The sequence below is a fragment of the Fibrella musci genome, assembly GCF_041321105.1.
In the GTDB taxonomy this organism is placed as follows: domain Bacteria; phylum Bacteroidota; class Bacteroidia; order Cytophagales; family Spirosomataceae; genus Fibrella; species Fibrella musci.
In genome coordinates this window covers 18,190-39,806 of sequence record NZ_JBGGWD010000006.1, presented here as the reverse complement: position 1 = coordinate 39,806, position 21,617 = coordinate 18,190, and the positions used below count along the sequence as shown (strand labels likewise).

Here is a 21,617-nt window from a genome sequence, read left to right as displayed (position 1 = left end):
AGGCGGTTTATATGCTGTGTTTGACTGTCTTATTGTTGGGCGAATACTTTTAGCTGACGCATCGACCAGGGTACGTCATCGGGATTGCTGGGTACGTTCTCGGCGAGGCTCAGCCGCAGGTACCGGGTTTTGGGGGTATTGACCAGCAAAATATTGTCGCCATCGACACCTTTCTGATCGGCTTTAGCCACCTGCCAGTGCTGTCCATCGGTCGAGGTTTCGACGGTGTAGGTACGTGGGTACGTCTGGATCATCGGGGGCGGCGTGGGTGGTGCGCCAGGCGTGGGTTTCCAGCCCGGCCGACGAACCGGATTGGCCGTGAAATGCAGTTCGGCTACGCGCACATCCTGCGGTAGTTCAATCTGATACCACATGCCTTTCTCCTGCCGCCCCCCCGTCGACCAGCCTTCGTAGGTAAAGGCGCTGGCGGGCGAAACGTTGCCGCCGATACGCGTAGACGTGGTATGGCTGGCGGTGGCTTTCAATGTCTGGGGTTGCAACTCAAAGGGTGTCAGTTTAGTCAGGCTGGCATATTGGTATGATCCTTTCTGATCGGCGGTTTTGGCCCGAACGGCAGCCACCTGCTGCGGCGATACGAGCGGCGCATCGTTGGACAGCCCATTGCGGATGTAGGAGAGCACGTCGGCCACCCATTCGTCGGACTGCTCTTTCATACTCGCCATCATACCCCCCGCATAGGTTTTGCCTTCGATAGGCCCTTCCAGCCCGTGCAATACCACCCGAATGGCGTATTCGGGATGCCCCTGTAACCGCAGCGATCCCGCCAGCGCCGGGGCCAGCAGCCGCCCGTTACCCGCCGGTGTACCCAGGCCCGTGTTGCCGTGGCACTGCGAACAGAGTTCGTTGTAGATCAGCGCGCCCCGCTCGACTGATGCTTTCTGCACGGCACTCAGTTCTGGCGCACCAAACGGCCCCATGTTGCGCGGACGGGCCGGGGTCAGAATCTGCTCGCCCACCAGTTTGACACCCGCCGCCGTGTTGCTTGCCATTGCTGCCTTGATGCCGGTTTCCAGATCAGGTAGTTTCAGCACTTTGGCCGTCAGCATCGCCTGAATCTGCACGTCGGTATCCGTGTCGGCCATCGCTTGTTTGAAAGCGGGCTCCAGGGTTTTATCGACCGTTTTGTAAAGCGTCTCACCTGCGCGCAGGGCCTGAATCCGAATTTTCGGATCGGGGTCTTTCAGCAGTTGCTGTACAGTGGCAGCGGATAAAGCGCCGAGCCCTTCGAGGGTCCAGAGGGCGTGGGTACGTGCCAACTGGTTGGAACTCGTGCGGGCTAACGCCGTTAGTTGCGGCACCACCGACAGGTCTTTGCGTTGCACCAGCACCTGTTGGGCCGCATCGCGCCACCAGCCGTTGGGGTGGGCAAGGTGCTTGACCAGCGCCGCCGACGGGCTACCGTACATATTGGGCCGGGTTTTGTCGCGCTCCTTACCGGTGTAGGTGATGCGCCAGATACGGCCCAGACCCACCACTTTATCGAGTTGATACTGTTCGATTTTGGTGCGCAGGTACGTTCCTCGCTGCGTCCATTGCCCTTCCTGAATGATGCCGTGGTACATATCGGTAATGTACAGGGTGCCATCTGGCGCGGTAGTCATGTCGACGGGGCGGAACAGCGGATCGGTCGAGCGTAGAAACTCCGACTGCTGATCCTGATAGACGTTGTGCAGGGTAGTGAGGCCCTCGTTCACGACGGGGTTGATCTGCCGGACGATCCGGGCAACGGGTTCACCGTAGAAATATTGACCTTTCAGCTCAGCGGGCAGGCGGTCGCCCCGGTAGACGTCGTTACCGGCCGAACCCGTCACGCGCTTGAGCGACCCGTCGGGCTGACGCACTTCGTCCATCCCGCCCTGCATATCGGCCAGTTTGACGGCCGCGCCCCAGGGTACGTCGAAGCCCTTCGCAAACTCGTTGGGTACGTCGAAATTGCCGTAGTGAATCGGAAACTGGAAGTAGGAGGGCAATCCACTGGCCCCACCCTGAAACCACAGTTTGCCGTTATCGTCGTGCGTGACGCCCCACTGCGCCCGGTTGAAGCCCGTTTTCTCACGGATCACGCCGTTGGGCGTTTCCCGCACCCGAAAGGCGTTGACCGTGCTGTACAGCCAATTGTCCATGCCCCAATACATGAAGGCCTGTTGATGCTCGACGTTGCCCGACCGACCATATTTGTTCGTGAAGAACTCTTTTTTGTCGGCTTTGCCGTCGCCGTTGGTATCGGTGTATTTGTAAACATTGTCGGCGTCGGACTCCATCGTCAGGATGCAGTCTTTGCCGTAGGGCAGCACAAAGCGCGGGAAGATGAGGTTATCGACGAAGGTGGTGCCGGTTTCATAGACCCCATCGTTGTTTTTGTCTTCCCACCGCGAAATGCGGCTAGTGGGCGCTAATTCGCCTTTTGAGTCGGCGTCGAGCATGTAGGTACGTAGTTCCAGTACGTACATTCGCCCGTTGGCATCGAACGAGATGGCGGCGGGCTGCTGAATGGCCGGCTCGGTCAGGATAGGTTCGATCTGGTAGCCGGGCGGCAGCAGAAACTGCTTCGCTTCGTCGGCGGGCGACAGCGGCTGCACGGGTGCTTTCGCCTCCAGATCGATGTCTTTCCAGTCGGGATCGTTGGGGTCGGCGCCTTCGGGCAGGCTCAGTTTGGGGAGCGTATCGGCCGCCTGCAGCTGCCGGAGGCGCACCTGCCTGACGGGGTTGGTGTCGACGTAAGCCGATAAACCGCCGATGAGCAGGGCACCGGTCAAACAAAGGAGGTTAATAGGACGTATCAACATAATCCTGAATCAAATTTGTTACCGGATAGCCCTTGCGCCTGCGCGCATCGACCACCTTGAATTACCATTTATCCTAAGGAAAATACAGCCAGAAGCTACTATGATTTCACTACGATCCCTTACTCAATCGCCCAACGCGCAGCTTCGTCAGCTTGGCTGGGAATGGATGCTGGGCACCGACACCCTCCCCTATCTGACCAACGAGGCCGTAGAAGTCTCGGTCGCGCAGGCCGATGCCTATGCGGATGCGGCTAACGAACTGTTTGAGATGCTGGTAGCCGCGGGGCAGCAGGTGATCGATCAGAACCGCTTCGCCGAGTTGGGTATCCCGGCCAATCTGATCGACCTGATCCGCCACTCGTGGGACGACGACCGGAATATCCTGCTCTACGGCCGGTTCGATCTGGCCGGGGGTGATTCGGGTATCAAGCTGATCGAGTTCAATGCCGATACGGCAACCTGCCTGCCCGAAACGGCGGTGGTTCAATATGCGCACCTGCGGGCTAATGGTCTCGACGATGATCAGCAGTTCAATGGCCTGTTTGAGGCGCTGGTGAGCCAGTTTAACGAGCTGAAAGCACAGAACGCAGACCTGACGCCCACGCTGTTGCTTTCGGCCATGCGCGAAGCGCCTGAAGACGACACCAATGTGGCGTTGCTGGGTGAAGCCGCCCGGGAAGCCGGATTCGAGGTGGCCTTTGCCTACATCGATGAGGTCGAGTTTTCGGCGGAAGAAGGCATTTACCGCTTCGAGAAAGACCCAGACGGCCGTCCGCAGTTTACGCGCTACGATTTCTGGTTTAAGCTCGTGCCCTGGGAATACATCGCCGAGGATGAGCCCGAACTTACCCAATTGCTGACCCAGATCGTGAAAGGGCGGAAGGCCGTAGTGCTGAACCCGGCTTACGCGCTGCTCTTTCAGTCGAAAGCCATTTTGTCTGTTCTCTGGGAGTTATACCCCAACCACCCGCTGTTATTGCGTACCGAAACGAAGCCACTGGCCGGTGTACCATCGGTCGAAAAAGTGCTGTTCGGGCGCGAAGGAGCTAATATCCGGTTGCTCGACGCAGGCGGCCACCCGACCGAAACCGCCGAGGGTGACTATGGCGATTACCCCAAAATCTATCAGGAATACATCGATTTCCCCGGCGATGCAGCGGGACATCGGTATCAGGCGGGCGTATTTTTTGCGGGCGAAGCCTGTGCGCTCGGGTTTCGGCGGGGCGGTAAGATTCTGGATAACACGGCCCAGTTTGTAGGGCACGTGGTGGTCGACTAGGCGCTACTTACGCGGGTCTTGCCAGATCAACTCCCGATTGGTCGCTTCTTTCCCAAAATCAGAGCAGCGACCATCGCCTACACCACCCAGCCCTCCATCGGGCGCACAGAGCGAGGCGCAGTTCTCGTCGATTAACTCGCTGAACCCATCGCAACAGTCAGGAGGAATGTAATAGACCGTTTTGCCTTTGTAGGTATAGCGATAGATGCTCCCCGGCGGATTCCGGACGGGCGCGGCTTCCAGTTGCTGAATACGTTGCCGTATGCACGCAGGTACGTTGGCGAGGATCTGTTCGTTCTTACACGACAACCCCGCCAAGGCAACGAGAACCAGATAAACAACCAATCGACTCATCATCAACAGCTTATTGATTTTACATATAACGTTACTTGTTAATTTTTGGTTGAACGGGAAGGGCCACTTCCAGCGTATCGTCGTCGACGACGGTCGTGTCCGACAGAATCAGCCCATCGGCTACGCTGTCAGCAGCCGGGTCGGCGGGGTCGTTCGCGGGGGTCTGTTTGGGTGATGAGCAGGCAGCGCCTGCTAGCCAACCGATCAGGAGCAACAAAGCTGTGTAGCGAGGTAGTGTCTGCATGGTAGGTACGTTCTATGTGTGAACAAACCGGCGTCGTCGCGTAGGTACGTTGGTGTAGTTGCAACCAATACGCTGGCCCGTTTATTTTATTTAGCCGATGCCGGTGCAACGCGGCGCGGCGGGCTGGCATCTTCCGAATGGGCTGCGGGCCAACAATTCCGGGGCTACTCAGTACAAATGAAGTCTATATTCGCGGACGATCCTGCAAAAGGACGTCGTCAACTTATGAAACAACGAATGCTATGGGTTGGGCTAGTGGGGCTGTTGCTTTTTTCGGCCAACATCACCCGGGCGCAGGCCAGTTTACAAGGATTCAGTCATGTGGTGTTGCCCATTCGGGAGCTTGGGGTGAGTTTGCCTTTCTATCGGAATGTGCTGGGCCTGACGGGCGTGGCTGTGCCGGGAACGCTCTCGGGTAGTCAGGCCTGGTTTGATATTGGCGGGGGGCAGCAGCTCCGGCTGGTCGAGCGCCGAACCGACGTGAGCAGCCTGCGGACGAGCGGCGTACACGTGGCGTTGCAGGTTGGCTCGTTGCGGCAAGCCGAGCAACTGCTCAAACAGCATAGCGCCGCCGTAATCCGGCAAACGGGCGCGTCGGGTCTGCCGGTGCTGCAACTGAACGATCCCGACGGCTATCTGATCGAGCTATATGAAGGCAAAGCCAATAAACCAGGATTCATTCAGTCGGCCGGCAAATGGTTTTGGAAATCAATTACTTCCGTTGACTAAACACCGATTGTGCCACTTCCACCGGTAATCCTCTTCACACCTGTCTATGCTTGCCTTTCCGGCCTGTAAAATCAATTTAGGTCTTCAGCTTACCGAGCGCCGCCCCGACGGATTTCATAACCTGCTGTCGGTCTTTTATCCGATCAACTGGTCCGACGTACTCGAAATCATTCCCGCTCAGGCCGAAGCCAAGGCGGCGGTTCAGTTTACTACGAGCGGCCTGCCCATTCCGGGCGATCCGGACCCGAGCCGAAATCTGTGCGTACGGGCTTATAACCTGCTCCGGGCCGACTTCGACCTGCCGCCGGTTCAGATGCAGTTACACAAAGTAGTACCGATTGGCGCTGGGCTGGGTGGCGGTTCGGCCGATGCCGCGGCCACGATCAATCTACTCAACAGCCAGTTTTCGCTGGGACTGACGGCCGACCAACGCGAAGCCTACGCCCGACAGTTGGGTAGCGACTGCGCTTTCTTCGTTCAGAATAAGCCGCAGTATTGTGTCGAGAAAGGCGATGTGTTCGAGGCCATCGACCTCGACTTATCAGGGTATTTCATTCAGTTGGTGTATCCCAATCTGGCTATCTCAACCGCCGAAGCCTACGCGGGCGTGACGCCCCGTAAGCCAGCCGTTCCGCTACGCACGCTGATCGAAGCGCCTATCGACCAATGGCGCGATACGGTCCATAACGATTTTGAGGACAGCCTCTTTCCAAAATACCCCGTTTTGGCCCAAGTGAAACAACAGCTTTACGACGCCGGGGCCGTTTACGCGAGCATGAGCGGCAGCGGTTCGACGATCTACGGCATTTTTTCGTCGCCCCCGGATAGAACCGACGCTTTTTCGGGTTATACAGTCTGGGAAAGCAAGCTTTAAAATAGTTTCGAGTTTGGGGTTTCGGGTTTGACGTTGGCTCGCAGCAGTTTTTTTGATGCCACAGTTAACATCAAACAATGAACAACAAACTCGAAACTGTACACTATGAGTCGTCTGACAAAGCGGCGGGAGCCGTTTCGGTTTATGTTGTGGCTGGGTATCGGCGGCAGCGTATTGCTGTTTACGGTGCTCCTGGGTATCTATATCGTGCGGCAGACCGGTCCCGGCTGGGCCGACGTGGCCTTGCCGAACGTGTTTATTCTGAGCACGTTGGTCATTCTTCTCAGTAGCCTGACTCTGCACAACGCGACGCGCGCTTTCCAACACGAGCAATTTGCCAATTACCGCATCAACGTAGCTACGACGCTCATTCTGGGTACGTTGTTTATTTTGTTGCAGGCTTGGGGCTGGCGGCAGATGGTCAGGGCGGGCGTTGGACTGGAAGGCAACCCGGCCGGCGGCTTTGTCTATGTGCTATCGGGGCTGCACCTGCTCCATATTCTGATCGGCCTGATTTTCCTGACCATCGCGCTGATAGAAGCTTTACGCCGCCGGGCTTACGTCGAAGCGTTCGTGTACAGCGTCAACCCGCCCAATCAACTTAAAATCAAACTACTGACCCTCTACTGGCACTTTGTCGATGTGCTGTGGATCGTACTATTTGTCTTCCTGCTGTTCCACCATCGCGTCGACTGGCGGCTAGTGTAATGGGAATGCACAATGAATAATGTACGATGCACAATGGGCCGGGCGGCGGACCGCTGACGCGAAGCTGCTCATGCGCCAGCCCCCATTGTGCATCGTACATTATTCATTGTGCATTCGCTGGCGTTTTACCTTTGCAGTCTATGCAATACATTCTCTTTGATGAGCCGGGCATTCGAACGGCGCTCCTGCCGTTTACGTTTACCCGGCCCGTTGCACATATCCGCATCGGCATCTGGACGCTTACTGAAAAGTGGCAAAACTGGCTCGGGAGCTCCGTTTCGCACCTGACGGAACCGTATCTGCAAACCAAATTTCCGCAACAGACTGCCGACGATAACGTCTATATCAACGGCGCTATTTGCCCGACCGACGCGCTGGTAACGGCCATTCAGCAACTCAATGATGGACAGGCGCTGCTGCTTGCCGATCAGACGCTGGTAGCGGTACGTACCCAGCAACAGCTCGACACCGCCCCCACGGCGGCTGGGTACGTTGTGCAAACGACTATCGAAACCCCGACGGTGGTGCGCCAATTGCCCGATATTTTTCTGCAAAACGGCGATCAGATCCGGGCCGATTTTGCCAAACTCACGGCGGCCCACGAACGGGCTGGACGTACCTCAGCCCCCCTCACCGACCCTTATACCCGCGTCTACGGAGCCGAGAACCTGTTTATCGAAGAAGGGGCTACTATCCGCGCTGCCGTGCTGAATGCCGAAGCCGGTCCTATCTACATCGGTCGTAACGCCACCATCAGCGAGGGCACGATTATGATCGGCCCCTTTGCCTTGTGCGACAACGCTACGGTCAACTGGGGCGGTAAAATGCGCAATAACACCACCATTGGCCCCTATTGCAAGGTCGGCGGCGAGGTGGGCAATTCGGTCTTTTTCGGCTATAGCAACAAAGGACACGACGGTTTTCTGGGCAACTCGGTGGTAGGCGAATGGTGTAATCTGGGGGCCAACGTCAATAACTCGAACCTCAAGAACGACTACACCAACGTGAAGCTCCACAGCTACGCCACGGGCCAGTTGGAAGACACCGGACGGTTATTTTGCGGGTTAATGATGGGCGATTACACGAAGGCGGGTATCAGTACCATGTTCAACACGGGCACGGTGGTGGGCGTCAACGTCAACGTGTTTGGCGCGGGTTTCCAGCCGAAGCACGTCCCGTCGTTTTCGTGGGGCGGGGCTGCCGAAGGGTTCAGTCAATACCGGCTCGACAAAGCGTTGCAGGTCGTCCGCGAGACCGTAAGCCGCCGCAATGTGCCCTTTACCGAAGTGGACGAGGCCATCCTGCGGGAGATTTATTCAATGCATTCTAAATAATGCACAATGAATAATGTACGATGTACAATGGGGGCCGGCGCATGAGCAGCTTCGCGCCAGCGGTCCGCCGCCAGCCCCCATTGTACATCGTACATTATTCATTGTGCATTACTCATCATCCCTTAACCTATGCGTTTCGCTGACATTATAGGCCACGACGACACGAAACAGACGCTGGTGCGGGCGGTGCAGACCAACCACCTTGCCCATGCGTTGTTGTTCGACGGGCGAACGGGCAGTGCCAATCTGGCGCTCGCGCTGGCGCTGGCCACCTACGTCAACTGCGAAAACCGCAACGGGGGCGATTCGCTGTTTGGCAACACCGGCCCGGCTACCGACGGCTGCGGGCAATGTGCCTCCTGCGCCAAAATGGCCCGGCTCGTTCACCCCGATCTGCACATGGTGTTTCCGGTGGCCAATCTCGGTAAGGGCAAAAACACCAGCGAAAGCCTGCTCACCGAGTGGCGGAAATTTCTGATCGAAAGCCCCTACCGCACGCTTACAGAGTGGCTCGACACCACCGGCGGCGACAACAAGCAGGCGAACATCTCGGCTGAAGAAGCGCGGAATATCCTGCAAAAACTGTCGCTGAAGTCGTATGAGGGGGGCTACAAGATCATGCTCATCTGGCTCCCCGAGCTGATGAACGTGACATCGGCCAACGCGCTGCTGAAGGTACTGGAAGAACCACCCGAACGCACCCTTTTTCTGCTCGTGACTAACCAGCCCGATAAGCTGCTCATCACCATCTTGTCACGTACCCAGCGGGTGGCCGTTCGGAATTTCTCGGATACGGAAGTGGCAACGTACCTGCGGCAAACGCTCAATTTCGACGAAACCCGCGCCCGCCGCGTGGCGTATCTGGTCGACGGTGATCTGGCCGAAGCGATGAGCATGGCGCAGACCAAAACCGACGAAGGCGCGACCAACACGCAGCATACCTGGTTTGCCGACTGGATGCGCGCCTGCTACCGACAGGACCTAACGTACCTGGTAAAGCAGGCCGATGAGTTCGACAAATTGCCCAAGGAGCGCCAGAAAGGCTTGTTCGACTACAGTCTTCGCCTGTGCCGCGATCTGTTTCTATGGCAACAGGGAGCCGAGCAACTGCTGCGCCTACCCGACGACGAACTCAACTTCGTCCGTAATTTCGGGAAAGTGCTCCGGCCCGCTCTGATCGAGCGGATGGTGAGCGACATCAACGAGGGCGCTTACCACCTCGAACGAAACGCCCGCGCCAAAATGATCCTGCTCGATATGTCATTGACCTTTACGAGGTTGATTAAATAGGCATCATTGACTGTCAATGACCATCCATTACCGTTAGCCCATGCCCACCACCGCCCTTAGCCCCGACCTGAAGCGCGCCATTGCGCAGTTACCCGACAAAGAGAAAGACAAACTGCTTGTTCGGCTGATTGCCAAAGATCCGATTCTGGCCGAGAAGATGGAGTATGAACTGGTCGAGGAAAAGACGACGCTCGACCACCGCCGTCAGCTCATCCGCGACCTGATCGAACGCACAGCCCGCCTCGACCCCGACACGGCCGGTTGGCTGATGATGGACATGCGGACGGTGAGCGGCTACATCACCCGGCATGTAAAGGTGACGAAAGACACCTATGGCGAGGTCGACCTGACGATTCTGATGCTTAATCGGTTTCTGGAACAGCACGGCGATCTGTTGCAGAAGCTCAATAGCCGAACCGAGAAGTGCGCCATTTACGTAGCCAAACGCACCGACGCCATTCTAAAAAAGCTGACCAAGCTTGACCCGGATTACCACCTCGAATTTGCCGACGACATGAACCGGCTGCTCCGGTTTGTGCATCACAACGCGCCCCTTCACTACGCCCGGCAACTGGGTACTCCGAAGGAATGGTCCTAAACAATTAGGCATGTACAGGGTATAGTGTACGATGTATGATGGTGAACGTAGGCCAGCGTTTGTCCGGCTATCGGCCATTATCCATTGTCCCTTATACATTGTGCATTATGAACACCGTTCTCATCACGGGCGGCACCGGCACCATTGGTCGGCGGCTCACCCAACTGCTATTGCAACAAGGGTATACCGTAACCCATCTGAGCCGAAGCCCGAAAGCTAACCACGATGGCGTGCAGACGTACCAGTGGAATGTCGATACCTCCGAGCTGGACCCGCGGGCCATTGAAACCGCCGATCATATCGTTCATCTGGCCGGTGCTGGCGTGGCCGATGGTCGTTGGACCGATGCCCGCAAGAAAGAAATTCTGGAAAGCCGCACCCAATCGACAGCCCTGCTGGCCGAAGCCCTGCGGAGCACGAATCATCACGTCAAGAGCTTCGTATCGTCGTCGGCCATTGGGTATTACGGCAGCGATACCGGCGACCGCCCCCTACGCGAAAACAGCCCGGCTGGTAGCGATTTTCTCGCGCAGGTAACGCGGGCCTGGGAGCGCTCTGTCGACCCGATTACTGATTTGGGCATTCGCACTGTGCGCATCCGGACGGGTGTTGTGCTGGCAAAAGACGGCGGAGCACTGCCTAAGCTGGCGCAGCCGATTCGCCTGGGCGTAGGCGCACCCATTGGATCGGGCGATCAATACATTTCCTGGATACACCTCGACGACATCTGCCAGCTCTACATCGAAGCGATTCGAAATGAACAGTGGAGCGGCGTCTATAATGGCGTAGCTCCCGGTCCGGTCACCAACGCAGACCTGACGCGCCGCATCGCCGACGTCCTCGACAAGCCCCAGATTTTGCCCAACATCCCGGCGTTTGCTATCAAGCTGCTGTTTGGCGAAATGGCTATAACCGTGCTGGGAGGCAGTTACGTACTTAATAAACGAGTTGCCGACGAAACGAATTTTCAATACAAATTCCCCGATCTGCGTAAAGCGCTGGAGAATTTGTTGACATAATCGCTGGATCGTGCGTTTACCACAGAGCCAAGGAGAGCACAGAAGTATTACCATCAACTCTGTGCTCTCCGTGGCTCTGTGGTGAATTTTCTTTAGAAGCGCCGTTTCAGGATCTCAACCAGTTCACTTACTTCGTCGCTATCCATGTTCCACATAAACTGGTTGGCGTAGCGATACGAGATCAGGTCGAGCGCCTGCCCGTAATTAGTGAGCTGATCAAGCTCGGCGATGGCTTCGTTGTAAGCGTCGGCACTACCGTTGAACAGTTGATTGATAAACCGGAATTTCTGGTTCAACGAAATACTCTTGGCAATACTTCCTGAGGCTTTTTGCAGACTATCACCCAGCGTGGCTACCCCTTCGGGCGTCACGGTCGGTGTGCTCACCGGCGTAGACAGGGTAGGGGCGGGTGCATTGGTCGACAGCACATTGGGCTGATTGGCCGGGGCCGTTGGGTCAGCCTGGTAGCCCCCTCCATTGATCGCCACCGTTCCGCTCGTATGTACGTCGTCGTCGGAGGGCGGTGGACTTGGCGGCAACGCGCTTTGAACCGCGGCGGGCGGCGCAACCGGCGCTGGCGGTGGGGGCGGCACCAGTATGGGGTTTTGTTTGGGGGCTTCCTCGTCCAGATCAAAAAACGATTTTGCCGTAGGCGCGTAATTGTCGACTACGTGCCCACGGAGCAGCGTCGAGAGGTCCATCGCCACCTTTTCCGAGAAGAGTTCGATGTATTTTTCGGGGCGTTCGAGGTCCTGCGCCCGCTGCGTCAGGATTTCGTCGAGAAACCCAAGTGCCTGATTGACGTACACAAACGGGCGGCCGTTCATCTTCTGCTCCAACGTCAGCGGAATCAGCTTGTTGACCTGCGTATAGCGATTGATGTGCTTGAGGTTATCGGCCGTCAGGGTGAAATCGGGCTGATTACGCAGCAGATCGTCGTAGTAAAAACGTGGGTCGAACAGGGCAATGAGGGTGCGGCGGGTGGCGTCGGCGAGCAGCGGTTCGAGGTGTTCGCGGCGCACGGCAATGTGCTGAGAGACCACGTTCATAAACGACCGCAGTGCCTCCTCCACTTCCGGGTTGCTGAAGTCGAAATACGGGCTACGAAACTTCTCGACCTCCCCTTTCCATTTGTCGAACAACGTGCTTACAACGAACAGATTAACTTGCTGAATAGGCGTCAGATTCAGGATTTGCTTACCGCTGATAGTCGTATGAGCATGGTAAAAATCGGCCGTCACGCGCCGGGCGTAGGACTTGCTGTATTCGTTGAGGGCGTTAGTATTGAACTTGTTCGACATTGGGTAAATGCTTTGCTTTGTAAATATATTGGGATTTACGACTTACGATATACGAATTACAATTATGTGCGCCTAATTCGGCCAGTAAGCCTTTTTCCGGCGATAAAATCGTAAGTTGTTTCCGGGCCTAACTTCGTCAATCAGTACATGTTTATTGAACCCTCGCGCCACCGGGAGCCGCCTCATCTTCGCACCGGCTGGATCGAAGTGATCGCCGGATCGATGTTTTCGGGCAAAACCGAAGAGCTAATCCGCCGACTCAACCGGGCGCGCATTGCCAAGCTCAACGTTGGTATTTTCAAACCGAGTCTCGACACGCGTTACGACGCCAACGACATTGTGTCGCACAATGCCTCGGCGATCGCGTCGATTCCGGTACCGCAAGCTGCCGATATCCTCTCCCTAGCCACTGATTGCGACGTCGTCGGTATCGACGAAGCGCAGTTTTTCGACCCGAATGTGGTGCACGTCTGCCATCAGCTAGCCGACGAAGGCAAACGGGTGATCGTAGCAGGGCTCGACATGGATTTCTCGGGCAAACCGTTTGGCTGCATTCCGCAATTAATGGCGATTGCCGAGTTTGTGACCAAAGTTCATGCCATCTGCGTCGTCTGCGGCGACGTAGCCCATTATTCCTATCGGCTTGTGCCATCACAGGAGCGCGTGTTGCTCGGCGAAACCAACAGCTACGAAGCCCGCTGCCGCCGCTGCTTCAACCTCGGCACCGAAGCCACCCACCGGGAGTGGGTGTACGAGTAGTTGATGCTCAAAGTCCAGGGTTCAACGTCCAAAGGTGGCTAACGTACGATTACCAACGCGCCAGCCAACTTTGGACGTTGAACCTTGGACAGGGGACGGTAAACTACCCTTTCCACTCAATCACCAGGCCGTCGCGTTCAAGTTTGCGGAAGAAGGTCATCTGGCGTTTGGCAAACTGGTGAATGGCGGTTTCGAGCTGCGACACCATGGCGTCGTAGGGCAATGTACCCAGCACATATTCCGTCACAAACTTGTATTCCAGACCGTAGAAAATCAGCTTTTCGGGCGAGATACCTGCATCTAGCAGCCGGTTGACCTCCTCGATCAGGCCGTGGTGCAGGCGGTCGCGCAGGCGGCGGCTGATACGCTCCCGGCGAACCGGCACGGGCGGGTCGAGGCCTATTACCCGATACGACGGCAGGTCGCGGCGCAACGCAGGTACGTTGCCAGAGCCTTCAACTGCGTTCAGGTACGTTCCGATTTCGATGGCGCGGATCAGGCGTTTGCGCGTGCTGGTGTCGGCTAGTGGTGTGTGAGGCGACGGATTGCCTCGAAAGCGGTCGAGTAGCTGGGCGTCGGTGAGCTGGTCAAGTTCGGCACGCAACTCGTCGTTGGGGGGAATGGGCAGCATCGCTTCGGGACGCAGCGCCGCCTCAATGTACAGGCCCGAACCACCACAGATGATGGGCGTTTTCCCACGGCTTAACACATCAGCCAAGGCTACATCAAAATCGCGCTGATACCGAAACACGTTGTAGTCGTCGCCCGCATCGACAATATCGATGAGGTGGTACGGTATCGCCGGGCCCCCGACACTGTACTCGGCCAGATCTTTACCTGCACCGATGTCCATGCCTCGGTATACCTGCCGCGAGTCGGCGCTCAGGATCTCGCCGTTCAACTGCCGGGCCATCTGCACAGCCAGCGCCGTTTTTCCGCTAGCCGTTGGCCCCAGGATTACAAGCATAGGGGTGTGAGTTCGTTCAACGGTCAAGGTCCCATGTTCAAGGTTGGCTGGCGCACAATCACTAACGCGCCAGCCAACCTTGAACATGGGACCTTGACCGTTGAACGCCTTTGATCAATGCGTGACCATAATCTTTTTCACCTGGCTGGCTTCGCCTGCTTTTAGTTGCAGGAAATACATGCCGGTGGGCAGTTGACTCAAATCCATCTGCTCGTTGATCTGCTTGCCATCGCGCACGGCTATCGATAGCTGGCGCAGAGCCTGCCCGGTGGGGCTGCTCAACGTGAGCGTGCCGCTGGCGGCGGGTTGCGTTAGTTCGGCCGTTACGCGAACGGTGTTGCTGACCGGGTTCGGGAAGACGTCGAAATTGGCAACGGGCGTGGGTTCGGTCGCCAGCACCACTGGTGCCGGTACCTGAATCTGAAGGTTGTCGATCTGCCACCCCCAGCCGTGGGCGAGCTGATCGGCGAAGAGCCGGAACCGGATCAGGATGACGTCGTTAGCCCGGAACAAGCCTTTGTCGTAGATACCAATCTCACGGCGCTTGAGCAAAGCGGCGGTACCAACAGCGGTTGAATTCACTTCGCCTGTAGTTGGGTCCTGCGCCGACGACCGCGAATTCCAGGCCGTTAACCACTCCGATCGGCTGGTGGCGTCATACCCATCGATTAGCGGCAGCCAGGTACGTCCGTTGTCTTTGCTGGCCTCCACGATCACGTAATCATAAAATCCCTGGTCCAGGTACGTTGTTCCAGATTCGCCCGGTTCTACCAGTACGATTTCGTCAAACCGAATCTTAGCGCTGTCGGGGTTAGCCTTCACCCGAATCGGTGCCAGCAGTGAGTAGGTGAAGTTGCTCTCGTTGAAAATATCCGCGCCGTTGGCATACGGGTGGTCGGAGTTGATGCTGGGGTTGGTAAAGCCCGTCGGTGTTTCGATTCGGAAGTTGTTACCCGCAAAGTCAGATGCCGTAGCCGTCGAGGCAAAATCATTGACGTATTGCGACCGAACCGTGGCTTGTGGCCCCACAATGGTAATGTCGTAGAAACCGGTAGCCGGGCTGATGGCCTGATTTCGCGCTGCCGACAAGTCACGGGCGACAATGCGGTAACTGATTTTGTCACCTGCTTTCAGTGAATTCTGGGGCAACGTGAGCAGCCCAACCCAGGTGCTGTCGGGCACCAGATCGGAATTGAAATACCGTAGCGGTATCGCCGGACGTGCCACGCCGTTTACCTGATACTCCACGTAGGCCGTATCAATGCCTTGCTTGAACCGCGTTCCTAAGCGTCGATCGTCGACGATTTTGGCGATAATCGGAATGGTATCGGCAGCAGCGGCAAATAGCACCGTCTGATCAGGTACGTGGGTAATGGTTGGGGCTTTGCGGTCGGCACCCGGCACAAACGAATAGAAGAACTGGTTGTCGTTGACGTCGCGACCCGGGTTTGAATAAATGCGACCAGCTACGTCCTGTACGCGCAGAAAGTAGGCGATCCGGTTGGTCAGCTGGGCGGCGGGAATGGTGTAGCGGTATTCGTTGGTGTTACCTACCCGCGTCATATCGAATCCCTGGAAGGTATTGTCGAGTTGAGTCGGGTAGCCCTGACGGTAAAAGAATTTAGGCGGGGCACTGCCCAGCGCCGTATCGCTGATGATCCGGGCCGACACGATGATGTCGCTGGGTGATTCGGTGTCCAGAATGGGGTCGTGCAGCAGCGAGGTTGTTTTCCACTCCATATCCTCAAAAAAGGCCAGCACAATGGGGCCAGGATTATGGATAGCTTCCGCGTTGTTGACGTTGGGGGTCATCAGCGAGTTGGGCGTTCCCTGTCCGTAGGTTGCTTCGTCGAGGTGGTAGAGCGTAGACCCCGCGCTGTAGGTAGCTGGTGCATACAGCCTGGCTTTGCCCCCGGTTTTCTGTTGCAGTACGGGTCCGTTGAGGAACAGGTTACGGCCAATCAACTGATTGTAGACCAGTGCTCCTGTGCTGAAAGCGGTCGGGTCGGTTAGCTTGGCACCGGTATTGGTCTCGACAAACCGGTCGAACACGACGGGTGACACCGACGCGCTGCGCGCATCTGCATCACCGAAAATCCCCCCGGTGAAGCCCAGCCCGTGGCCCAACTCGTGCAGGATCACCGTCACGAGGTCCGACGTACCCGCGGTGGGTTTGGCATCGAGGCCCCGATACCAGTTGTTTTCGCTATTAAAGTTGGCAACGATGTCGGCACTGTCGGGGTGGTTCAGGGCGCGGCGGGCGATCTTCTCCGCCAAAGCGACCGGATAGAACGTTTGCGCTTTCTGGGCACCGTCCGACGAATAGAAATAGGTGGCCGGGCGGGCGCTACCCAGCGTCACGAACCGGTCGCTGCCATTGCCCAGCGGTTGCCAGGTCGCTTTGATCCGAATGGGTACGGGACTGCTGATGAGCGTAGACCAGATATCGACCGCCCGCTGAAAGGCCGCCTTAGCATCTTCGGGATAGCCGATGTAGTCGACGATGAACGTAGACGTGGCCGCCCGCCGTGCGCGCCCGTCGCCAAAGCCTTGTGGCGCACCAATGCTGGTGAAGGCATTTTCTTTGAGGCCGTAACAGATAATCGGGTCCAGTTTGGCCTGCCGCTGCCGGAAAGCAAACTCCTCGTAAGTAGTCCGGGTCTTGATCGACGCCGGTTTCTTCTGCGCCAGCAAAGGCGACGTCAGCAGGAGCAAGCAAGCCAGCAAACGCAACGCGTAATAGTTTGTCATAAACGTAGTTGGGTCATCGGAGTAATAAGTACTGGGCATCAGTCAGTTGTGCCTGTTATCTTCACGAATGACGAATGCGCAATACCCACTACTTATTGTTTCAATAATAAAGATACCGAATTGAGGCAGTATCGCAAGCCCGTTGGCGGGGGGCCATCGTCGAACACATGACCCAGGTGCGCATCGCATACGTTGCAAAGCACTTCGACCCGGTACATGCCGTAGCTGTAGTCCTTTTCGAGGCGAATTCGCTCCGGGTCGATTGGGTCCGTAAAGCTCGGCCAGCCCGTGCCCGATTCAAATTTGCTCGTTGCCTCAAAAAGCTCGGTGCCGCAACAGACACAGGCATAGATACCAGGGTCTTTGCTTTCGCAGTACTCGCCCGTAAAAGGCCGCTCCGTCCCTTTCTGGCGGGCTACTCTGAATTGCTCCGGCGTCAGGATGCGCCGCCATTCTTCTTCGGTTTTGATCACCTTTTCCATCGGTTACTCTGTTTTACGTAATCTATACGGGAAACGTTGATGGCGGGTTGCCATCTTTTGCTGATAAATACCGTATTGGCCTCACTTTGTTCTATTTATCCAACCTGCCAACGTACCTGTAGCCGTGTGGGCGGTTCGTGCCAAAAAGAAACCCCGGCTCGTGGCTGAACCGGGGTTTCGATAACGCTATTTTTTTCGCTTGGCAACTGGCGGCGCGCCTTTAGCCGCCCCGCCTTTTTTAGTCATCGTAACGGGGTCCCACTCCACCACTTTCTGCTCGAAATAGCTTTCGTTACAGGCCAGCACTGGCGCAGCGGCGCGGAAACCAAACACTGGGTCTTCGATGGTACCCTGGCTACCTTCACGCACGTTCTTGAAGAAATCGGCAAAGTGGGCGGCATGCGCATCGTCGTTTTTGGGCGACTCAAACTTGATTTCCTTCACCGGTTCAGCCGTGCGGGTTTCGGGCGGGTACTGCGTGTCGTACTGTTTCTTGAATTCTTCCTGCACCTGCGGCGTAAAGGTAAAGAAGCTGTCGTACCCATTGTAGCCGGGTGCTTTGGGCAGCTTTTTCTTCGTCAGGATAAGGTTTTCTTCCGAAAACTCGATCGTCCCTTCATTGCCGATGATACGGGTCACGTTGCTGATTTTCCCGGCGTTGGCAAAGTTTACCCGCAACACCATCTGGAAGGCGTCGTGCTGATCGGTTTTGGGGTAATCCATGATGCTTGTCATCACGTCAGGTACGTCGCGGCCATCTTTCCAGTAGGCCAGATTCCCCGACGAGAAAATGCGCGTGGGGCCGAGTGTGTTGGTTACGAAATGTACGCCCGTGATGAGGTGGATAAACAGATCGCCGGCGACACCCGTACCGTAGTCTTTGTAGTTGCGCCACCGGAAGAACCGTTTGGCGTCGAACGGCCGCTTCGGCGCGTCACCCAGGAAGCGATCCCAGTCGAGAGTAGCAGTCGAAGCGTCGGTCGGAATAGAGTAGTTCCAGGCCCCGATGGCATTGAATCGGTCGTTGTTCGACTCGACGTAGTTGATCGGCCCGATCTCACCCGCCTGCACCATCCGCTTCGCTTCCTGAAAGGCCGCGCTACTGATCCGCTGACTACCCACCTGCATGGTCTTACCCGATTTTTTCCACGCATCGATTACGGCTTTCCCTTCGTTGAGGTGTTGTACCATCGGCTTCTCGCAGTATACGTGCTTACCCGCCTGCAGGGCCGCGATGGTGATGTGATCGTGCCAGTGATCGGGTGTCACGATCAGCACGGCATCTACGTCGGGGCGAGTGAGTATTTCGCGGTAATCGCGCGTGGCAAACAAGTCTTTATCTTTACCAAAGGCTGTTTTGGCGTGTTCGAGCCGGCCGTCGTAGAGGTCAGCCACGGCTACCAGCTCCACGTCGGGGTTGCGCAGGGCGGCCATGGTATCGTAGTTGCCCTGAATGCCCATGCCAATGGTGGCGATGCGAATTTTGTCGTTTGGACTAACGCGTCGTAAATTAGGAATGTAAGCCGGGGCCGTATTGCCCAATACGGTTTGCGCGCCCCCCACGGCCGTTAGTGCTGAAGCAGCCGAGAGTGTCTTGATAAATGTCCTGCGTGTAGCGGTCATAACAGGGTCTTTTTTCGTAAAAAGCGTGAGTTTCCAATTACTACCCCGATTGCTGTACCGCAAGCTGGAATATTGGCTCGCAGGCGGTAAAAACGACGTCCTTATCCGTTTGGCTATATACCTGTCAGACCAATCCCGTTATGAAGCGACTCTCTCTGTTTCTGCTAGTTAGCTGGGCCATGGCCTGCTGGGCAGCGCCCGCCCGGGCCAATTCGATCCTGATCCCGATGGACGATCAGCAGACCGATCACCTGAAAGCCTACGGCATTGCCTACGCCGTACTTCAGGCCGACGGCGACGTCGACTGGCTGCTCAATTACCGGGGCGGCAGTTTTCTTATCGACTTCAGCACCAAATTCGAATCGGAATGCCGGATTCGCGGCGTCTCGTTTCAGTTGTTGACCACCGGCGGGGCCGCCTCGCTGAAGCAACAACTCGCTAACCCCGACCAGAACACCGACGTGGTGTCGCTCCACAAAGCGGCCAAGATTGTGGTGTATTCGCCCATCAAAACCAGTCCGGCGGCCTTTGAGAATACCGACGCCGTCCTGTTGGTGCTCACCTACGCCGAAATCCCCTACGATGTGGTCTACGATCAGGAGATATTGAGCGGCGACCTGCCCAAATACGACTGGCTCCACCTTCACCACGAAGATTTCACGGGGCAGTTTGGCCGTAACCTCAACCGGCTCAGCCCGGCCGACGTGAAAGCGCAGGAAGCCATAGCCAAGCAGTTTGGCTACGCCAAAGTTTCGCAGATGAAACTGGCCGTTGCCAAAGCCATCAAGGCGTTTTGCGCGGGAGGTGGTTATCTGTTTGCCATGTGTTCGGCCACCGAAACCCTGGATATTGCGCTGGCCGCCGAGGGCCTCGATATTGTGGGCAGCAGCTACGACGGCGACGGCGAAGATGCCGACGGGCAGGCCAAGCTCGACTTCAGCAAAACGTTTGCCTTCCAGAACTTCAAGCTGGAGAGCGACTACGGCGGCGGCTTCTCGACGTTTTCTGACATCAACGCAACGTCGGGTGGCGGCTACGGCCAATCGAGCGGGTATTTCCAGCTGTTTAATTTCTCGGCCCGCTACGATGTCGTGCCGGCCATGTTGACCCAGAACCATGAAAACGTGATCAAGGAATTTTTTGGGCAGACGACCGCTTTCCGCAAGGCATCCGTCAAATCCAATGTGCTGGTCATGGGCGAAGGCAAAACCTCGGACCGCTATCTCTACGGTGAAATGGGGCGCGGCCAATGGACGTTCTACGGTGGCCACGACCCCGAAGGCCTGCGTGGCGGTGGCAACTGGCGCATTCCCACCGACCTGCACCTACACCCCCACTCGCCCGGTTACCGGCTGATCCTCAACAACGTGCTGTTCCCCTCGGCCAAGAAAAAGAAGCGTAAAACGTAAGGTAATTGCCTACTTAGCAACGATTTGCTGATGACTGCCTCTGCAACGGGCCAAGGCGTCAGCAAACGCCTGCGGCTTCTGTTCGATTAGTAAAGCGCGGGGGGCGGGTACTTTCCCCGTAAAACGTACCTGCATGACTTCTTTTGCTCCTACCCGACTGCTGACGGCCTGTTGTCTACTGATGTTATCTCACCTTGGCCTGAGCCGTTCGCTGGCTCCCGGCGACTCTGTTACAGCACCGAGCGCGGCGCTGAAGTTGGTGGCCCGGCAGTTTACCTTCACCGAAGGGCCCGCTGTCGACAAAAAGGGCGACGTTTACTTCACCGATCAGCCCAACGATAAAATCTGGCGCTACGACACCAAAGGCAATCTGTCGGTGTATATGGACAAAACGGGGCGCGCCAACGGCCTGTACGTCGATGCAAAAGGCAACCTGCTCGCCTGCGCCGACGAAAACAACGAACTCTGGTCGATCAGCCCGGCTAAACGCGTAACGGTGTTGCTGAAGAATTATCAGGGCAAGCACTTCAACGGGCCCAATGATCTGTGGATAACGCCCAAGGGCGGCATTTACTTCACCGACCCGCTTTACCCCCGCGATTACTGGACCCACAAAATGCCCGAACTCGCGGGGCAGCACGTGTATTACCTGCCGAAAGGGGCCGCCGAAGCCCGCATTGTCGACAGCACGCTGGTGAAACCGAATGGCATTGTCGGTTCGCCCGACGGTAAAACCTTATACGTAGCGGATGCTGGTGCCGGGAAAACGTACCGCTACACCATCCAACCCGACGGCCGACTAACCGACCGGCAGTTGTTTGTCGAACAGGGATCCGACGGCATGACCATCGATCAACGGGGCAACGTCTATCTGTCGGGGCGGGGCGTAACGATTTATAGCCCGGCGGGCGTCAAACTTCAGGTCATACCCGTGCCAGCCCGGTGGGTGGGTAATCTGTGTTTCAGCGGAGCCGACCGCCGCACGCTCTTCATCACGGCCACCGATGCCATATTCACCATCGCCATGCAGGTACGTGGGGTGGAATGAGCAGGGAATGCCTTCGGCGCATGGCTAGCAGGGGCTATACT

Annotated in this window: 19 protein-coding genes; 11 read left to right on the top strand and 8 right to left on the bottom strand. The window is 56.8% G+C overall.

What is annotated here, in order from left to right; all coding sequences use genetic code 11:
• Positions 1–29 precede the first annotated feature (29 nt).
• A complete protein-coding gene (locus tag ACAW74_RS19650) occupies positions 30–2,777 on the bottom strand; it encodes a DUF7133 domain-containing protein (RefSeq protein WP_370699932.1) in 2,748 nt (915 codons plus the stop codon).
• A 130-nt stretch (positions 2,778–2,907) separates the two neighbouring features.
• Between ACAW74_RS19650 and ACAW74_RS19645 the strand changes: the two genes are divergently transcribed.
• On the top strand, positions 2,908–4,086 hold the full coding sequence (locus tag ACAW74_RS19645) for a glutathionylspermidine synthase family protein (RefSeq protein ID WP_370699931.1): 1,179 nt from the start codon (positions 2,908–2,910) through the stop codon (positions 4,084–4,086).
• A 3-nt stretch (positions 4,087–4,089) separates the two neighbouring features.
• Here ACAW74_RS19645 and ACAW74_RS19640 read toward each other — a convergent pair whose 3' ends face one another.
• Positions 4,090–4,443 (bottom strand): DUF6970 domain-containing protein, encoded by a 354-nt coding sequence (locus tag ACAW74_RS19640; RefSeq protein ID WP_370699930.1) that lies wholly within the window; start codon positions 4,441–4,443, stop codon positions 4,090–4,092.
• A 28-nt stretch (positions 4,444–4,471) separates the two neighbouring features.
• Positions 4,472–4,684, bottom strand: a complete 213-nt coding sequence (locus ACAW74_RS19635) for a hypothetical protein (protein ID WP_370699929.1) — start codon at positions 4,682–4,684, stop codon at positions 4,472–4,474.
• Positions 4,685–4,909: 225 nt separating this feature from the next.
• Here ACAW74_RS19635 and ACAW74_RS19630 point away from each other — a divergent pair, with 225 nt between their 5' ends.
• From ACAW74_RS19630 to ACAW74_RS19600, 7 genes are all read left to right on the top strand, one after another.
• Entirely contained in the window at positions 4,910–5,413 is a 504-nt protein-coding gene (locus tag ACAW74_RS19630) for a VOC family protein (RefSeq protein WP_370699928.1), read from the top strand.
• Between the two features lie 46 nt (positions 5,414–5,459).
• A complete protein-coding gene (locus tag ACAW74_RS19625; protein WP_370699927.1) occupies positions 5,460–6,287 on the top strand; it encodes a 4-(cytidine 5'-diphospho)-2-C-methyl-D-erythritol kinase in 828 nt (275 codons plus the stop codon).
• Positions 6,288–6,392: 105 nt separating this feature from the next.
• Positions 6,393–6,995 (top strand): cytochrome c oxidase subunit 3, encoded by a 603-nt coding sequence (locus tag ACAW74_RS19620; RefSeq protein WP_370699926.1) that lies wholly within the window; start codon positions 6,393–6,395, stop codon positions 6,993–6,995.
• A gap of 140 nt (positions 6,996–7,135) precedes the next feature.
• Positions 7,136–8,329, top strand: a complete 1,194-nt coding sequence (locus tag ACAW74_RS19615; RefSeq protein WP_370699925.1) for a putative sugar nucleotidyl transferase — start codon at positions 7,136–7,138, stop codon at positions 8,327–8,329.
• Positions 8,330–8,458: 129 nt separating this feature from the next.
• Positions 8,459–9,619 (top strand): DNA polymerase III subunit, encoded by a 1,161-nt coding sequence (locus ACAW74_RS19610; protein ID WP_370699924.1) that lies wholly within the window; start codon positions 8,459–8,461, stop codon positions 9,617–9,619.
• Positions 9,620–9,659: 40 nt separating this feature from the next.
• Complete coding sequence (locus ACAW74_RS19605) at positions 9,660–10,217, top strand: hypothetical protein (protein WP_370699923.1); 558 nt, start codon at positions 9,660–9,662, stop codon at positions 10,215–10,217.
• Between the two features lie 107 nt (positions 10,218–10,324).
• Positions 10,325–11,236 carry a TIGR01777 family oxidoreductase gene (locus ACAW74_RS19600; RefSeq protein WP_370699922.1) on the top strand — a complete coding sequence of 304 codons (912 nt, stop codon included), beginning with the start codon at positions 10,325–10,327 and terminating at the stop codon, positions 11,234–11,236.
• A gap of 92 nt (positions 11,237–11,328) precedes the next feature.
• On the opposite strand, the gene ACAW74_RS19595 is transcribed toward ACAW74_RS19600, so the two are convergent.
• Positions 11,329–12,537, bottom strand: a complete 1,209-nt coding sequence (locus ACAW74_RS19595; RefSeq protein ID WP_370699921.1) for a DUF8457 domain-containing protein — start codon at positions 12,535–12,537, stop codon at positions 11,329–11,331.
• 147 nt (positions 12,538–12,684) lie between these two features.
• Between ACAW74_RS19595 and ACAW74_RS19590 the strand changes: the two genes are divergently transcribed.
• Positions 12,685–13,296 (top strand): thymidine kinase, encoded by a 612-nt coding sequence (locus ACAW74_RS19590; RefSeq protein ID WP_370699920.1) that lies wholly within the window; start codon positions 12,685–12,687, stop codon positions 13,294–13,296.
• Between the two features lie 103 nt (positions 13,297–13,399).
• Here the strand turns inward: ACAW74_RS19590 and miaA are convergent, their stop codons facing one another.
• From miaA to ACAW74_RS19570, 4 genes are all read right to left on the bottom strand, one after another.
• Entirely contained in the window at positions 13,400–14,263 is an 864-nt protein-coding gene (gene miaA, locus ACAW74_RS19585; RefSeq protein ID WP_370699919.1) for a tRNA (adenosine(37)-N6)-dimethylallyltransferase MiaA, read from the bottom strand.
• Between the two features lie 114 nt (positions 14,264–14,377).
• On the bottom strand, positions 14,378–17,014 hold the full coding sequence (locus ACAW74_RS19580; RefSeq protein WP_370699918.1) for a T9SS type A sorting domain-containing protein: 2,637 nt from the start codon (positions 17,012–17,014) through the stop codon (positions 14,378–14,380).
• A gap of 92 nt (positions 17,015–17,106) precedes the next feature.
• Complete coding sequence (gene msrB, locus ACAW74_RS19575) at positions 17,107–17,496, bottom strand: peptide-methionine (R)-S-oxide reductase MsrB (protein WP_370699917.1); 390 nt, start codon at positions 17,494–17,496, stop codon at positions 17,107–17,109.
• Between the two features lie 186 nt (positions 17,497–17,682).
• Complete coding sequence (locus tag ACAW74_RS19570) at positions 17,683–19,119, bottom strand: Gfo/Idh/MocA family protein (protein WP_370699916.1); 1,437 nt, start codon at positions 19,117–19,119, stop codon at positions 17,683–17,685.
• A gap of 140 nt (positions 19,120–19,259) precedes the next feature.
• Between ACAW74_RS19570 and ACAW74_RS19565 the strand changes: the two genes are divergently transcribed.
• On the top strand, positions 19,260–20,528 hold the full coding sequence (locus tag ACAW74_RS19565) for an asparagine synthetase B (protein WP_370699915.1): 1,269 nt from the start codon (positions 19,260–19,262) through the stop codon (positions 20,526–20,528).
• A gap of 133 nt (positions 20,529–20,661) precedes the next feature.
• Entirely contained in the window at positions 20,662–21,576 is a 915-nt protein-coding gene (locus tag ACAW74_RS19560) for an SMP-30/gluconolactonase/LRE family protein (protein ID WP_370699914.1), read from the top strand.
• The last annotated feature ends 41 nt before the right edge of the window (positions 21,577–21,617 follow it).